14 protein-coding genes and 1 tRNA gene are annotated in these 15,387 nt (G+C 63.4%); 5 read left to right on the top strand and 10 right to left on the bottom strand.

Annotation, left to right across the window (positions count from 1 at the left end):
* Positions 1–169 precede the first annotated feature (169 nt).
* From OKA04_RS14385 to OKA04_RS14340, 10 genes are all read right to left on the bottom strand, one after another.
* Positions 170–246 (bottom strand) — tRNA-Asp (locus OKA04_RS14385).
* A 98-nt stretch (positions 247–344) separates the two neighbouring features.
* On the bottom strand, positions 345–1,271 hold the full coding sequence (gene fabD, locus OKA04_RS14380; RefSeq protein WP_264501878.1) for an ACP S-malonyltransferase: 927 nt from the start codon (positions 1,269–1,271) through the stop codon (positions 345–347).
* 13 nt (positions 1,272–1,284) lie between these two features.
* Complete coding sequence (locus OKA04_RS14375; protein WP_264501877.1) at positions 1,285–2,394, bottom strand: glycerate kinase; 1,110 nt, start codon at positions 2,392–2,394, stop codon at positions 1,285–1,287.
* Positions 2,395–2,413: 19 nt separating this feature from the next.
* Positions 2,414–3,124, bottom strand: coding sequence for a YebC/PmpR family DNA-binding transcriptional regulator (locus tag OKA04_RS14370; protein ID WP_264501876.1), 711 nt, complete (start codon positions 3,122–3,124; stop codon positions 2,414–2,416).
* A 48-nt stretch (positions 3,125–3,172) separates the two neighbouring features.
* Complete coding sequence (locus tag OKA04_RS14365; protein ID WP_264501875.1) at positions 3,173–3,601, bottom strand: hypothetical protein; 429 nt, start codon at positions 3,599–3,601, stop codon at positions 3,173–3,175.
* Positions 3,602–3,608: 7 nt separating this feature from the next.
* Positions 3,609–5,657: a xanthine dehydrogenase family protein molybdopterin-binding subunit gene (locus OKA04_RS14360; RefSeq protein WP_264501874.1), complete on the bottom strand. Its 2,049-nt coding sequence runs from the start codon at positions 5,655–5,657 to the stop codon at positions 3,609–3,611.
* The gene (locus OKA04_RS14355; protein WP_264501873.1) at positions 5,654–6,127 is read right to left on the bottom strand and encodes a (2Fe-2S)-binding protein; all 474 of its coding nucleotides are present in this window, start codon (positions 6,125–6,127) and stop codon (positions 5,654–5,656) included. Before OKA04_RS14355 ends, OKA04_RS14360 begins: the two co-directional genes overlap by 4 nt.
* Positions 6,128–6,291: 164 nt before the next feature.
* Positions 6,292–6,741, bottom strand: coding sequence for an Hsp20/alpha crystallin family protein (locus OKA04_RS14350; RefSeq protein WP_264501872.1), 450 nt, complete (start codon positions 6,739–6,741; stop codon positions 6,292–6,294).
* 277 nt (positions 6,742–7,018) lie between these two features.
* On the bottom strand, positions 7,019–7,279 hold the full coding sequence (locus OKA04_RS14345; RefSeq protein WP_264501871.1) for a hypothetical protein: 261 nt from the start codon (positions 7,277–7,279) through the stop codon (positions 7,019–7,021).
* Between the two features lie 60 nt (positions 7,280–7,339).
* On the bottom strand, positions 7,340–8,239 hold the full coding sequence (locus OKA04_RS14340) for a TIGR01777 family oxidoreductase (RefSeq protein ID WP_264501870.1): 900 nt from the start codon (positions 8,237–8,239) through the stop codon (positions 7,340–7,342).
* Between the two features lie 93 nt (positions 8,240–8,332).
* Between OKA04_RS14340 and OKA04_RS14335 the strand changes: the two genes are divergently transcribed.
* The 5 genes from OKA04_RS14335 (at position 8,333) to glgX (ending at position 15,342) form a co-directional block, all read left to right on the top strand.
* Positions 8,333–10,897 (top strand): LPS-assembly protein LptD, encoded by a 2,565-nt coding sequence (locus OKA04_RS14335; RefSeq protein ID WP_264501869.1) that lies wholly within the window; start codon positions 8,333–8,335, stop codon positions 10,895–10,897.
* A 43-nt stretch (positions 10,898–10,940) separates the two neighbouring features.
* The gene (locus tag OKA04_RS14330) at positions 10,941–11,579 is read left to right on the top strand and encodes an NAD(P)H-dependent oxidoreductase (RefSeq protein ID WP_264501868.1); all 639 of its coding nucleotides are present in this window, start codon (positions 10,941–10,943) and stop codon (positions 11,577–11,579) included.
* Between the two features lie 46 nt (positions 11,580–11,625).
* On the top strand, positions 11,626–12,033 hold the full coding sequence (locus tag OKA04_RS14325; protein WP_264501867.1) for an ester cyclase: 408 nt from the start codon (positions 11,626–11,628) through the stop codon (positions 12,031–12,033).
* Positions 12,034–12,205: 172 nt separating this feature from the next.
* On the top strand, positions 12,206–13,219 hold the full coding sequence (locus tag OKA04_RS14320) for a 2-hydroxyacid dehydrogenase (RefSeq protein ID WP_425503684.1): 1,014 nt from the start codon (positions 12,206–12,208) through the stop codon (positions 13,217–13,219).
* A complete protein-coding gene (gene glgX / locus OKA04_RS14315; protein ID WP_264501865.1) occupies positions 13,219–15,342 on the top strand; it encodes a glycogen debranching protein GlgX in 2,124 nt (707 codons plus the stop codon). Before OKA04_RS14320 ends, glgX begins: the two co-directional genes overlap by 1 nt.
* Positions 15,343–15,387: the final 45 nt, after the last annotated feature.

Here is a 15,387-nt window from a genome sequence, read left to right as displayed (position 1 = left end):
CTCCCAGGAAGCCGTCTGTTAGAACTTGAAGACCTTTGCGAAGCTTCTGCCTTTCGCCGGTTTCGTCGTCGTTGAGATCACGCCGTCGTCATCGCGCAGAAGCCGACTCATGGGCAAAAAGAAAGCCGCCCCGAAGGGCGGCTCTTTAACCTAAACCACTCTAAAAGAGTGGCGGAGCGGACGGGACTCGAACCCGCGACCTCCGCCGTGACAGGGCGGCATTCTAACCAACTGAACTACCGCTCCACTGGTAGTTTGTCTTGCTTGGTGCGCCTTGCGGCGTGCGCAGAGGCTACTCAGCAGCCCGCCTCAGCGCAACACCTAATTTGGCTTTTTCATCACATTTAACCGAGCGCTTCGGCGACCGCTTCCAAAGACGACAGATCCTCAACGGAATACACCGTTGCGTCCTTCGAAATTTTTGCGACGAGACCCGCCAAAACCTTGCCGGGACCAAGCTCGATGAAGGTGCGATGGCCCTTTTCGACGAGCAATTCAATGGATTCCGTCCAACGAACGGAGCCCGTCACCTGCTTCTCTAACATGCTGCGGATCTCGGCAGGCTCCGAAACGACGGACGCACCGAAATTGCACACCACCGGAAGCACCGGGGACTGCACGGAAACACCCGCCAGCTCGGTGGCGAGCTTGTCCTGCGCGGACTGCATGAGGCGGCTGTGATAGGCACCGGCGACATTCAGCTTGATGGCGCGGCGGATGCCGTGGTCGCGGGCCTTTTCCACTGCGGCGTCGATGCCCGCCACGGTGCCGGAGAGGACGATCTGGCCGGGTGCATTGAAGTTCGCCACATCCACATCGCACTCAGCAGCGAGGGCTTTCACCGCGGCTTCCTCGCCACCGATCAGCGCGGCCATCGAACCCTGCGTTGCCTGGCATGCCTCTTCCATGAAAAGACCGCGGCGCGCGACAATCTTCAGGCCGTCCTCGAAAGAGAATGTGCCCGCCGCGGCGTGCGCGGTGAATTCACCCAGCGAGAGACCCGCGGCAGCCACGGGATTCAGGCCACCCACCCGCTCCTTCAGCAGCGCATAGGCGACGAGCCCGTGGAGATACAGTGCAGGCTGGCAGCGCGAAGTGCGGGTCAGCTCGTCATCCGGCCCCTCGAACATCACCTCGGAAAGCGCGAAGCCCAGTGCCTCGTCGGCTTTCTTGAACAACCCGCGCGCCGTCTCCGACGCCTCGTGGAAGTCCTTGCCCATGCCCACTTTCTGGGCGCCCTGTCCGGAGAAAAGAAGAACGACGTCGCTCATGTCGCCGCCTGTCCTAGCGGGCGGCCAACCCGCGGAGCAAGTCCGCATGCTGGGCAACGAGGGCGGTGACAAGCTCCGGCGCCCGCGCGATCGACTCGGCAACCGGCAGGCCGAAGCTCTCCAGGGAAAGGCAGGCATCGAAAAGAGGCCGCACCGCATCCTCGATGCGACCGGCCACTGCGGCCACGGGAATGCCCGCCGCTTTCGCCATCGCAGCGACACCCGCAGGCCCCTTTCCGCCCAGCGTCTGCACGTCCAGCGAGCCTTCGCCGGTGATGACCAGATCGGCGGACCTCAGGCGATCCGCCAGTCCGAGGGCATCCGCGACAAGGTCGAAACCCGGCACCAGCTTCGCACCGGCGAAACGGAGCAGTCCGAATCCGAGACCCCCGGCTGCACCGGCACCCGGAGTTGTGGCTTCGGCTTCCCCCTCTGAAATCGTGGCCAGTTTTGACAGCACGGCATCCAGGAATTCCACGTCTTCCGGCGTCGCGCCCTTCTGAGGGCCAAATACCGCCGAGGCACCGCGCGGACCGGCAAGAGGATTGTCCACGTCGCACGCGACGATGATTTCCGGCAACGGGATCCGCCCGGAAAAATCGATTGCATGGAGATTCGCGAGATCGGCGGGTATCGGCTGAAGCTCCCTGCCCTGCTCGTCCAGAAACTTCACGCCGAGCGCCGCGGCCATGCCCGCGCCGCCGTCATTCGTGACGCTGCCGCCGATGCCGATCAGCAGCTTGGTCGCCCCGGAGACTTTGATCGCGTGGCGCATGAGCAACCCTGTCCCATGGGTGCTGGCCAGCCGCGGCTGTCGTTCCCCCGCGGGGATTCTCCAGATGCCGCTGGCGGCGGACATCTCCAGCACCGCCACGACTTCGTCATTGCTACGATAGACACCGTAGCTCGCGCCGATGGGGCGGCCCAGCGCATCGGCACAGGGGGCGTTGACCGCATCGCCACCACTGCCTGCCAGCATCGCATCGACAAATCCCTCGCCGCCGTCGGCAATCGGGCAGATGTCGATGCTCCAGTCATCGGGCAGGCCGGCACGAATCGCCTCGCAGGCCTCCGCCGCGCCCAGCGAGCCCTTGAATTTGTCGCAGGCCAGCAGGACGCGCATCGCGGGAAACTGACAAGGGTCAGGAGAGATTCGTGAAGACGACCTGCACGTCGTCATCCTCCTCGATCTTCTCGAGGATCACTTCCACCTCCGCCATCTGCTCTTCGGTGAGCTCGATCGGCTGGGTCGGGATGCGCTCCAAACCGGCTTTCTTCGTGGTGATGCCGAGCTTTTCCACCGCGGTCGTTAGATCGGAGAAGCTGGCGTATTCACCGATGGCGCGGGCGATGCCGTCTTCCACCTCCAGCTCTTCCAAGCCACCGTCGATGAGTTCCATCTCGATTTCCTCGAGGTTCATCTCCGGCGTCACTTCGAATTCCACCACCGCCTTGCGGGTGAACATGAAGTCGAGCTGTCCGCTGTTCACGATCTGGCCGCCGTTCTTGTTGAAGATGGTCTTCATGTTCACCACCGAGCGGTTCGTATTGTCGGTGGCGCACTCGATGTAGAAGAGCGAGCCGTGCGGGCCCTTGCCCTCGTAGGCCACTTCCACGATGTCCGCCGCGTCCTTGCCGGCGGCGCGCTTGATGGCAGCGTCGATCTTGTCCTTTGGCAGGTTCTGGCCCTTCGCATTGGCGATGGCGAGGCGCAGCGGCGCATTGGCCGCCGGGTCCGGGCCGCCGTTCTTCGCAGCCATGGTGATGGATTTGGCGAGCTTCGGGAAAACGCGGGACATGGTGTCCCAGCGGGCTTCCTTGGCTCGGCGTCGGCATTCGAAGGCGCGTCCCATAATACGTGGAGAATTTCTTGGCTGGCGGGAATTGAAGCGGATCGACGGTTACGGGCAAGTGCGCAGTGACCGCCGCCACAGGAACCGGCGCAGCCAAAGCGCCGCGATCACGGCGACCGCGGCCGTCAAGATCAGAACTGGATGGCTCAGCGTGACCGTGGATCTTTCGCTCCAAGGATCGTATTTGAGATCCGAGGGATCGCGAAAGTGGACCAGGAAGTCCTGATGCCCGGAGCCAAAAGGATCCCACGTGTCCAGGGTCTCAAACACGCCCGGACCTACGAGGAAAAGCGCACTGGCGTAGAACGACACCCCGTCCGGATGGACCACGAAGGTCGCATGAGGGAAGTCACGCACGCCCAAGATCGTGGTGAAACCGGTGGCATCGCGCCACAACCAGACCAGGAAGGCGATGACACAGAGACCGACCCAAAGGATAAGGGAGCGGTGGAGCGGAGACCGGACGGGGAGGTCCACGGGAAAATCAGAGCTTCATCGGCAGGGCTCTCAATCGCCTGCCGGTGGCGGCGAAGATAGCGCTGCCGATCGCCGGGGCAATCCCGAGGATCGGCGCCTCCCCCGCTCCTGCGGACGGCAAATCCTTCCGGTTCACCAGCACGATATCGATCGGCGGGACATCGGAAAACCGTGGCACGCGATATTTCGAGAAGGCCGGGTTGAGGATCTTCCCCTCGGCGAACTGGATCGACTCGAACAAGGCCCCGCCGAGCCCCATCACGATGCTGCCCTCGATCTGGCTTTTCAGATGCGCGGGATTGACCACCGCGCCGCACTCGAAGGCGGCGACGATGCGGACGACCTTCACGTTCTTCCCCTTCACATCGACTTCGACGCAATTGGCGAGATAGCCGCCCTTGTCGATGCCGCAGGCGATCCCGCAGTGGCCCTTGCGGTCCTTCCAGCCGAATCGGGCAGCGGCAGCCTCAAGCACCGCCCGCAGGCGCTCGTCCGTCAGGTTCTTCAGCCGGAAATCCAGGGGATCCATCCTTGCAGCCGCGGCGAGTTCATCCATCACGGACTCGCGGGCGAAGCAATTCGCCGCCGAGGCGAGGCCGCGGTAGGAACCCTGCCGCAGGGGTGACCTGCTGCCGTGACTGCGGACGTTCTTCGCCGTCACCTCATAGGGCGTATCGATGGCCGCGCCGCCGGAATTGTGATTGTGGAAATCCCACGCGACCAGCTTGCCCTCCGCATCGATCCCCGCCTTCACCTCCAGCACGCCCGCCGGGCGGAAATACGCCCAGACAAACTCCTCCTCGCGGGTCCACACGATCTTCACCGGCTTGCCGGCAGCCTTCGCGAGCCGTGCAGCCTCCACGGCGGCCTCGCCGCTGTGCTTCCCGCCGTAGCCCGAGCCGGTGTCCGGGACGATGACCCGCACCTTCTCCGGAGGCAGTGAAAATGCCTGAGCCAGCTCGTCCTTCACGCCAAAGGGCCGCTGCGTGCCGGTCCATGCCGTGACCTTGCCGTCCTTCCACTCCGCCACGCCGGAGCGGCATTCAAGCGGGGCATGGGCGATGTATTCGACGGTGTAGGTCTGCTCCACGCGATGGGCCGCGGTGGCAAGCGCTTCATTCACTGCCGCATTTCCCTCACCCGTGTTGTTCTTCAGCAGGGCAAAGAGATCGCTGTTAGACGGACCGCCGCCGCCTTCCCATTCCGGCTTGAGGGCATCGAGCGCCTTCTGCGCGAGCCACGGCGAGGGAGCGACCACGCCGATGAAATCACCGTCCCGGATGACCTCGACGCCCTGCATCGCCTTCGCGGCGGAATCGTCAAGGGACTTCAATTTCGCACCGTAGCGTGGCGAGCGCAGCACCTTGCCATGGACCATTCCCGGAAGCTTGAGATCGCTGGTGTAGTGATGCTTTCCGGTGACGAAGTCCGGACCATCCACCTTCGGAACGGATGTGCCGAGCACCTTCCAATTCTCGGCGGAACTCAGAAATGATTCTTCCCTGATAATGGCGACGATTTCCTTGCCCTTCACCAACTCTGCGTAGCTCAGAGGAGCACGGCGGGGAGGAGGATTACCGGGTCTGGGCATGTAATAAACGATCCGTCCATCCTCAGCGAAAACGTGGTGGGTCGTGATGCCCCACCGTTTCGCAGCGAGCTTCCGTAGCTCTCCCTTCATCGCAGCAGCCGCTTTCCTCAGATGCAGCGCCATGTCCGGTGTGCTGCGACTGCCGAAAGTCCCTGCATCGTAGGGCACCAGGTCCGTGTCTGCCATCACCATGCGGATCGAGGAAATCGGCGTCTCCAGCTCCTCCGCCACTGCCTGCGCGAGGGAGGTGCGGATATTCTGCCCGACCTCCGTCTTGCCCGTGTAAACTTGGATGATGCCGTCCTCGCCGATGTGGATCCATGCGGACAGCTCCATCGGTCGGGCACCGCCGCCACGCCTGCCCTGTGCGGCCAGCGGACCGGCGAAGCAAACGGCGAGCACGCCGCCGCCAAGCACCTTGAAGAAACGCCTGCGATCAAAGCCGATGGCCGCGGTCTCGTTCATCGGCTCGCCAGGGTTTCCGAGGCCTTCTTCACGGCCGCGCGGATGTTGTTATAGACGCCGCAGCGGCAGATATTCCCGTCCATGGCTTCCAGGAACTGCGCCTCCGTGGGCTCGGGATGTTTTTCCAAAAGCGCGACCGCCGAAAGTATCATCCCGCAGGTGCAATAGCCGCACTGCAGCGCGTCGGCATCGAGAAATGCCTGCTGTACCGGGTGCAACGTGTCGCCCTCGGCGAGGCCCTCGATCGTGCGGACCTTCCCCTTGCCCACGCTGCCGACCGGCGTCAGGCAGGAGCGGACCGGCTTGCCATCCACCAGCACGGTACAGGCGCCGCATTGGCCTTCTCCACACCCCGGCTTGCAGCCCGTGAGGCCAAGCTCATCCCGCAGGATGCCGAGCAGTGGCCGCTCACCGTCCGCATCCAGCGGGACGTCGCGGCCATTGATGTGGAGTCGGGAAATCGTGGCCATGGAGGAAGCTCGACCTTTGCCCGGATGATCCCGGGATCAAGGTAAACCTGCCATCGTGGCCCGCGGTTGCGTCCCGTGGAAAACGAGTCGGGGTCGGCAGCAGGGCCCCATGAAAAGCCCTGCCACCCACCCCTTGAATCAATCCACCGATACTACTGAAAAAGTTAGTTGATCTTCACCTCGATCTCGCGCGGCTTCGCCTTCGCCTGCTTCGGCAGGTGGACGAAGAGCACGCCGTCCTTGAACTCGGCGCCGACCTGCTCGGCATCGACGTTTTCCGGGAGGTTGAAGCTCCGCACGAAGTTCCCGTAGGAGCGCTCGACGCGGTGATATTTCTTGCCGGGCTCCTCCTTCTCGAAGCGCCGCTCGCCCTTGATCGTGAGGCGGCCGTTTTCGACCGTCACATGGACATTCTCGCGGGAGACCTCGGGAAGCTCGGCTTTGACGAGATATTCCTTCTCATCCTCGATGATATCGACGACGGGCACCCACTCGGCGACGGCCGTGGACTCACGCTCGCCGGTGGCATTCGCAGAGGTTCCCAGCGCGTTGAGCACGCGGTGTTGGAGTTCGTGGATTTCGCGGAAGGGATTCCAATGGGTCAGAACTTTCATGATGTCGTAGTGCGTTTGGGGGACGGATGCTTGAGTCATTCACGGAAGCACCGGGACCGTCCGCCCCTCTTGCTTCCGGCACTCGGGACCCCCGCTTTACGCTGGCGGTGAGTTCCAAGTGCGAATCCCTAATCGCAAGCGGGATGCCATCGGCACGAAACCCGCAAACCATTGATTTACAGCGCCCACACATCAAGGAAAGCCGCTGCAAATGCGTCAATCCGATCCATCACCGCGACATCCGCGGTCCTCTGCCGCGCCAAGCTGTCCCGTCAGCTCAATCGTAGGCCATCGGCCGCGAAAGCTCATTGAAAAGGACATCGTCCTTCGCGGCCCGGCGGGCGTCACTCCACGAGTCGCCGTGGCGGAGATGCGAGCGAAGGGCCTCGCTCTCAAAGTCATCGTCGTCGCGGTCAAAAATGCCGTCGATGACGCTATCGACCGCGGCTGAGGCGAACCCCTCGGCCATCTGGGCGCAACTGGTAAGAGATCCGCAGGCGACGACGGCAAGGAGCATCAGATAGGGAGAAGACTTCATGGGAGACAGGTGTTTCAACTCCATGAAACGCCCGTCCCCACGAATGGTCGCGCCTTATCTTCAACGCCTTCCCACCAGCTCCTCGAGCGCCAGATCCAGCGTGGGATAGCGGAAGCGGTAGCCGCTTTCCAAAAGCGCCCGAGGCACCGCCCGCTGGCTTGACAGGATCACGGAGGCGAAGTCGCCGAGCGCGAGCTTCAGGGCAAAGGGCGGCACGGCCATGAAAGCGGGCCGCTTGAGTGCCTTCGCCAGCTTGCGGGTGAAGTCGGCATTCCGCTCGGGCTCCGGCGCGCTGCCATTCACGGGGCCGACGAGCGACGGATGGCCGATGCCATGGAGGATGGAGCCCGCCAGATCCTCGACGTGGATCCACGGCATCCACTGCCTGCCCGACCCGAGACGTCCGCCGACACCAAGCCGGAACGGCAGCACCATTCGCTTGAAGGCGGCACCATCGCGACCGAGCACCACCCCTGTCCGCCATTTCATGACGCGCAGGCCAAGAGCGGCCACCTCATCGGCGGCGGCTTCCCAGTCCCGGCACAGGTCCACGGCCAATCCACTGCCCGGGCTTGCGTCGTCCTCCAGGATCTCGTCGCCGCGGTCGCCGTAGATTCCCACGGCAGAGCCATTCACCAGCACGCGCGGCCCCTCGCCATCGGCCAGCTTTTCCAGCCCTCGCCGGATAGTCTCGGTGACGCCGATGCGGCTTTCGTGGAAGAGGCGGCGGTTCTTTTCGGTCCAGCGCTTGTTGATCGGCTCGCCTGCCAGATTGACCAGAGCGGTGAGGCCCCGGAAATCCGGATCGTCCGACCACTGCCGCCACGCGGGTATTCCCGACTCCGGCCCTCTCGCCTGACGGCTGAATCCGCAGACTTTCCAGCCCGCCGCGGTTGCTTGGCGCGCCAATTCCCGGCCGATGAAGCCAGACGCACCGACGATGCCCAAGGATTCTGCCATTTCCGTCATGTTCCTGCCGTTCCCAAGGTCCTGCAACCGCTTTCGGGCTTTGACCTTTACTTGAATCCGGCGACCCCGTCTCATCCTCCCACGATGAGGGTTGCAGTTGTCCCGGCCATTTTTCTCACCACGCTCCGGCTCGCCGGGCAAGAGCCTGAAATCCAGCCCGAGGCCAACCCCGCCCCGGTGATCGAGGAAGCGCCCCTGCCCATCGCCCCGGTGCCCGTGCCCGAAGGGATCGCCGCCCTGCCGGACAATCCCGTGGCCGCCAATTTCGGCATCCCGGAGGACATCACCATCCGCGACGAGGGCCCCTCGGTCGAATACGACGCGATCACCGGCGTCGCCCTCTTCTCCGGCCCCTTCCACGTCAGCACCGACAACGGCATGAAGCTGCGCTCCGACAAGGCGCGCTGGGAGGGCAAGGAGGCGAAATTCTACGTCGATGGCGCGGTCAAGATGACCACGGAAGACGGCACCGAGATCTTCGCGGATCGCGCGGTGGCCGATACGAAGACGGAAACGGTCGTCCTGATTGGAAACGTGAGCGTCTATCGAGGCAGCCTGCTCCAGCGGGGCGATCAGGTGACCTACTCGTGGGGCGAGGGCAAATTTGACGCGACCGGCCTGCGCGCGGGTGTCGATCCACTGCTGCTTGAAGCCGGGCAATTCACCATCGAGGAACGCGACGGCAAGCAGGTCTATGTGGGCCGCGACGCCGGCGTGACCACCCACGATGTGGAGCAGCCGGGCTTCTGGCTGCGGGCGAAGGAGACGACCATCTACCCGGATGACAAGGTCACCTTCAAGAACCTGCGCCTCTACGCGGGTGAGACGCCGATCTTCTGGCTGCCCTACCTTTCCCAGCCGCTCGACAGCGACCTCGGCTACCACTTCGTACCCGGTGCGCGGTCGAATTGGGGGGCCTTCCTTCTCAATAGCTACGGCATCATGCTCGGCGGTCGGCCAAACCCGGAGACCGGCGAAAATGAGGACGCCTGGCTGCTTTCGCGCTGGCACTTCGACCTCCGCACCCGCCGTGGCGTGGGCACGGGCGTGGACCTGATCGACCGCCGCCAGGAGGACAACCCGAACCTCACCGGCCTCTCGCTCTACTACACGAACGACCTCGATCCCAATGTCAGCCGCACGGGCGTCAGCCGCGGCTTCGTGAATGAGGACCGCTACCGCTTCGCCCTGCAGCACCGCGTGCCGCTGGAATTCGAGAAGGACGCCGAGTGGCGGCTGGATGCGAACCTGAACATCCTCAGCGACAATTACTACCTGGAGGACTTCAATCCGGACCTCTTCCGGAACGATCCCAGCCCGGACAACACGATCGGCCTTTTCCGCCGCGACGACGGGACGCTCTTCAGCCTCTTCGGCCGCGTCCGGCCAAACGAATTCTACCGCTCGGACACGCGCCTGCCGGAGATCGCGATGGACTTCGCCCGTCGCCCACTCTTCGACCTGCCCATCCTGCACGAGGGCTCGGTGTCGTTCGGCATCGTCCAGGAGGAAATCGGCCATGCCTCCATGTCGGCGGTCCGCCCGCTGCTGACACTGCCGCCGGGCGACCCGAGGGTGCCCTTGCTGATGGCCCAGCTCCCGGCGTACGAGCGACGCATCCTCCAGACGATCCGCTCGCTGCCTCCCGGCAGCGCCGCGATCCCCGGACTGGTGAACCAGCTTTTCAGCCCCGGCTACAATCGCTTCCACACCTATCAGGAAGTCTCCATGCCCATGAACGTGGGCGGCTGGCTTTCCCTCACGCCGGAGATGGGCATCGGCTACAGCCGCTACTCGGATGTCGATGGCGCGGCGAAGTCCGCGGACCGCACCCACCTGCACGCAGGCATGGAGGCCTCGATGAAATTCTCGAAGGACCTCGGCGACGTCCAGAATCGCAAGCTCGGCCTGGATCGCCTGCTGCACGTCGTCCAGCCCTACGCGCGCTTCTCCTACATCTCGACGGACGATCTCGATCCGCTCTTCCCGTCCGTGGACCGCGAGACCTTCAGCACCCGCCCGCAGCCGCTGGCCGTGCCGAATTTCACAGCCATCGACAGCTTGCGCGACTGGAGCATCGTCCGCTTCGGCATGCGGAACAAGCTGATCACCCAGCGCGACGGCCAGAGCTTCGACTGGCTGGCGATGGACACCTACTTCGACACCTTCATCACCGACCCGGACTACAACCGGAACTTCTCCAACCTCTACAACGACCTGAAGTGGAATCCGCTGCCATGGTTCGGAATGAGCCTGGAGACGCAGTTCCCGTTCATCGATGACGGCTCCGGCTTCTCGGAAGTCGCGGCACGCGCCAATTTCATGCCGAATGAGAACCTCGAGTTCTCCGTCGGCCACCGCCTGCTGGACAATCACCCGGTGCTCAGAGACTCGCAGCGCCTCGACCTGCGCACCTACGCCCGCCTGAATGACAAGTGGGGCGTCGGGGCTTTCCAGCTCTGGGAGCTGGATGACGGCACGCTGGAAGTGCAGCAATACACGCTCCATCGCGACTTCAACTCGTGGGTCGGCTCCGTCGGCATCACCCACCGCGACAACCGCCTGGAAGACGAATTCGGCGTGATCTTCAGCTTCACCCTGAAGGACTTCCCGTCCGCCTCCGTGCCCTTCAAGCTGGACGCACAGTAATCCGCCGGCCTCACCCGATCCCCGCAGCTTTCCCTTTTCCAACATGACCCCGTCCCAGCTCCTCGACTCGCTCAATTTCCGCTACGCCACGAAGAAATTCGACGCGACCCGCCAGATCCCCGCGGAGGAGTGGGACACCTTGGAGAAGTCGCTGGTGCTGACGCCATCGTCCTTCGGACTCCAGCCGTGGAAGTTCCTCGTGGTCGATAGCCCGGATCTCCGCCTGCGCCTGCAGAAGCACTCGTGGAACCAGTCCCAGATCACGGACGCATCGCGACTCGTCGTTTTCACCACCCGCACCGATACCACGGAGCCGGATGTTGACCGCTTCATGAGCCGCCTCGCCGCGGTGCAGGGCCGCGACGCCTCCAGCCTGGAAGGCTACCGGAACATCATCGTCTCCTTCGCCTCCACCATGAGCCGCGAGGCGCGCCATGCCTGGAATGCCCGCCAGACCTACATCGCGCTGGGCCAGTTCATGACTTCGGCCGCCGTGCTTGGCATCGATACCTGCCCGATCGAGGGCTTCGATCCCGCTGGCTACGATGCGGAACTGGAACTGGCGGACAGCGGCTACGCGACCTCCGTGGTCTGCGCCGTGGGCTACCGCTCGCCGGAAGACAAGTATGCCGAAACGCCGAAGACCCGCTTCCCGCACGAGGAACTGGTGGAGCACCGCTGAAGATTGATCGTGCTTTTTCCCACAGCCTCATTAGGTTACGGGGTTGATGAGCACGAGAACCCCCTCAGAAGTTGCGCATCTCTGGTTCGGAGAGATGTGGAATAGCCGGGATACCGGCATGATTCACGAGCTGATGGCCCCCGCGGCCAAAGGCATATTCGAAGGCGGCCGGACCATGACCGGTCCGGAGGATTTCATGGCATTCCAGAAGGACTTTCTGGATGCCGTCCCCGACCTCAAGGTCGAGCTGTTGCGAACCATTACCGAAGGCGACGAGATCTGCGTCCACTGGCGCGGATCCGGCCTCCACTCCGGTGTCGGCCTCGGATGCGCGCCCAGCGGCAAGCAGATCGAATTCGAAGGCATCACCTGGCTCACCGTGAAAGACGGCCAGATCGTGGAAGGCCGCGATTTCTGGAATCAGGGAGGGCTGATGGAACGCGTGGCCGGGTGAGGAAACCGGCGGCAATGGCGTGGCCGTCATAGGTGGTGACCGGCCACGCTCGGAGCTTGCGACATTCTAACAGTCGGCGAGGTTTGCACGGGCAAGATGCATGATGTGATGTTATCCCTCGATGCGCATCCTTCATGCTACTCCCGCACCCTGAATCACGCCTTCATCCATGATCCGCACCGTAGCCTTCGACGCCAAACCCTATGACCGCGAGCACCTGCAACAAGCCTCGGCGGGCTCGGACATCGAGTGGCGCTTCATGGATTGCCGACTCTCGGCAGACACGGCGGCGGCGGCCTCGGATGCGCAGGCGGTCTGCATTTTCGTGAATGACCACGCCGACCGGGCGTGCTTGGAGCGACTGAAGGAGTACGGCGTGAAACACATCGCGCTGCGCTGTGCCGGATTCAATGGCGTGGACCTGGTCGCGGCCAAGGAGCTGGGACTCTCCGTGACCCGCGTGCCCGCCTACTCGCCCTATGCCGTGGCGGAGCATGCGGTCGCGCTGTTGCTGGCGCTGAACCGTAAGATCCCTCGCGCGAACAACCGCGTGCACGATCTCAATTTCTCGCTGACCGGACTCGTCGGCTTCGATCTGCACGGCAAGACCGCGGGCATCATCGGCACGGGCAAGATCGGGCGCATCACCGCACAGATCCTCCGCGGATTTGGCATGCGGGTGCTGGCCTACGACCCCTACCCCTCCGAGGAATGGGCGACGCAGCATGGCGTGGAATACGCTGACCGTGACACGCTGGTGGCCGAGTCGGAGGTGCTCTCGCTCCACACCCCGCTGACTCCGGAGACGCACCACATCATCTGCCGCGAGATGTTGGCACGCATGAAGCCCGGCGCGGTGCTCATCAACGTGAGCCGCGGCGCGCTGATCGATACCCGAGCCCTGATCGATGCGCTGAAGACAGGACGTCTCGGCGGCGTCGCGCTCGATGTCTATGAGGAAGAGGAAGGCGTTTTCTTCGAGGACCTGTCAGGGAAGATCCTGCAGGACGACGACCTCGCGCGCCTGCTTACTTTCCCGAATGTCCTGATCACCTCGCACCAGGCCTTCCTCACGAAGGAAGCGCTGGCAGAGATTTCCCGAGTGACCGTGGCGAACCTGACCCAAGGAGCGGAGGGACTGCCCTTCCTGCCCGAGACCGCCCTGGTCGATGCGAACTCCCCGTGATGGACGAGCACCAGTCATCGCCAGAAGCAGCAGCAACGGTATGGCCAGGCAGGCCTTCGCCGCTGGGTGCCACCCACGATGCCGAGGGAGTGAATTTCGCGATCTTCTCCGACCACGCGACGATGGTGGAGCTATGCCTCTTCGATTCCGCGGACTCGACCGAGGAATCGCGGCGCATCGTCTTGCCCGAAAAGACCGACCAGGTGTGGCACGGCTACGTCCCGGGAGTGCAGCCGGGACAGATCTACGGCTATCGCGTTCACGGCCCTCACGATCCGGAGCAAGGCCACCTCTTCCAGCCTGCCAAGGTGTTGTTAGATCCCTACGCCAAATCGATCGCGCGCGATGTACGATGGACATCGGAGATCATGGGAGACGACTACGACACTTCCGCATGCGCTCCGCTGGCGCGTGTGGCGGATACTTCCTTCGATTGGCAAGGCGACCGACCGCCCCTCACCCCGTGGCATGAGACGGTCGTCTATGAGCTGCATGTGAAGGGCTTCACCATGCAGCACCCCGGCGTGCCAGAGCGCCTGCGCGGCACCTACGCGGGCCTTGCTTCGCCCACGGCCATCGCTCACCTGAAAAACCTAGGCATCACCGCGGTCGAGCTCCTGCCCGTCCACTATCACGTGGACGAACATCATCTGGCGATGTCCGGACGGACAAACTACTGGGGGTATAACACGCTCGGCTACTTCGCCCCGGACCCGAGATTCTCATCGGGCGGCCCCGATGCTGCCGTGTCTGAGTTCCAGGAAATGGTCCGCACGCTCCATGCGGCGGGCATCGAGGTGATCCTCGACGTGGTTTACAATCACACGGCGGAGGGCGATCACACCGGACCGATGCTTTCCTTCCGCGGCATCGACAATGCCGCCTACTACCGGCTGAAGGACGACCGCACCCGCTACCTCGATTTCACCGGCTGCGGGAACTCGCTCAATGTCGCCCACCCGCGAACGCTCCAGCTCATCATGGACTCGCTGCGCCACTGGGTGCAGGAGATGCATGTGGATGGCTTCCGCTTCGACCTCGCCAGCGCACTCGCCCGTGAGCTGTGGGAAGTGGACAAGCTGGGTGCCTTCTTCGACATCATCCACCAGGATCCCGTGCTCTCGCAGGTGAAGCTCATCGCCGAGCCGTGGGATCTAGGCCCGAATGGCTATCAGGTGGGGAATTTCCCCGTGCTGTGGACGGAGTGGAATGGCAAGTATCGCGACTGCGTGCGGCGCTTCTGGACCGGACGCGGCGGGGCGGCCGGAGAATTCGCCACGCGCCTCGCCGGCAGCAGCGACCTCTATGCGCACAATGGCCGGCGACCGAGCGCGAGCCTGAACTTCATCACCGCGCACGATGGCTTCACCCTGCGAGATCTGGTCAGCTACGATCACAAGCACAACGAGGCCAACGGTGAAGGAAACCGCGACGGCAGCGATCATAACGAAAGCTGGAACTGCGGCGTCGAAGGCCCGACCGATGATCACGCGATCAATGCCCTGCGATTGAAACAGCAGCGGAATTTTCTCGCCACGCTGGTCCTCTCACAAGGGGTGCCGATGCTGACCTCCGGTGACGAATTCGGACACACCCAGCTCGGCAACAACAACGCCTACTGCCAGGACTCGCCCCTCGTCTGGCTGGATTGGAATCACTGCCCGGCGCAGAAGGCGCTGCTGGAATTCACGAGGAATGTCCTGACCCTGCGCCGCACCCAGCCCGTCTTCCGCAGGCGCCGGTTTTTCCAAGGCCGCGCCATCCATGGAGAGACGATCAAGGATCTCTATTGGCTCAAGCCGGACGGTCACGAAATGACCGACGAGGACTGGTATGCGGGACATGTCCAATGTCTCTGCATGGGATTGCCCGGCAACCAGATAGAAGAGACCGGTGAACGCGGCGAGCGTATCACGGGTGACAGCTTTGCCATCCTCTTCAATGCCCACGATGAGGCCGTTTCTTTCCGGCTGGCTTCGCGTGATCACCGGGTGACGTGGGCGGTGGAATTTGACACCGCGGACGCCGGTGCGGAAAGCAGGCAATTCTACGGCGAGGAAAGCTATCCGTTGCAGGGTCGCTCGTTGGCGGTATTGAGAGTGGTGGCATCGGGCCCCGTCTAGGCGTCCATTGACGCCACTCCGGACGGCTGGCATGTTTCTAACAAA

It is taken from the genome of Luteolibacter flavescens (genome assembly GCF_025950085.1).
GTDB classification, from domain to species: domain Bacteria; phylum Verrucomicrobiota; class Verrucomicrobiia; order Verrucomicrobiales; family Akkermansiaceae; genus Haloferula; species Haloferula flavescens.
This window is presented reverse-complemented; position numbering and strand designations above follow the sequence as displayed.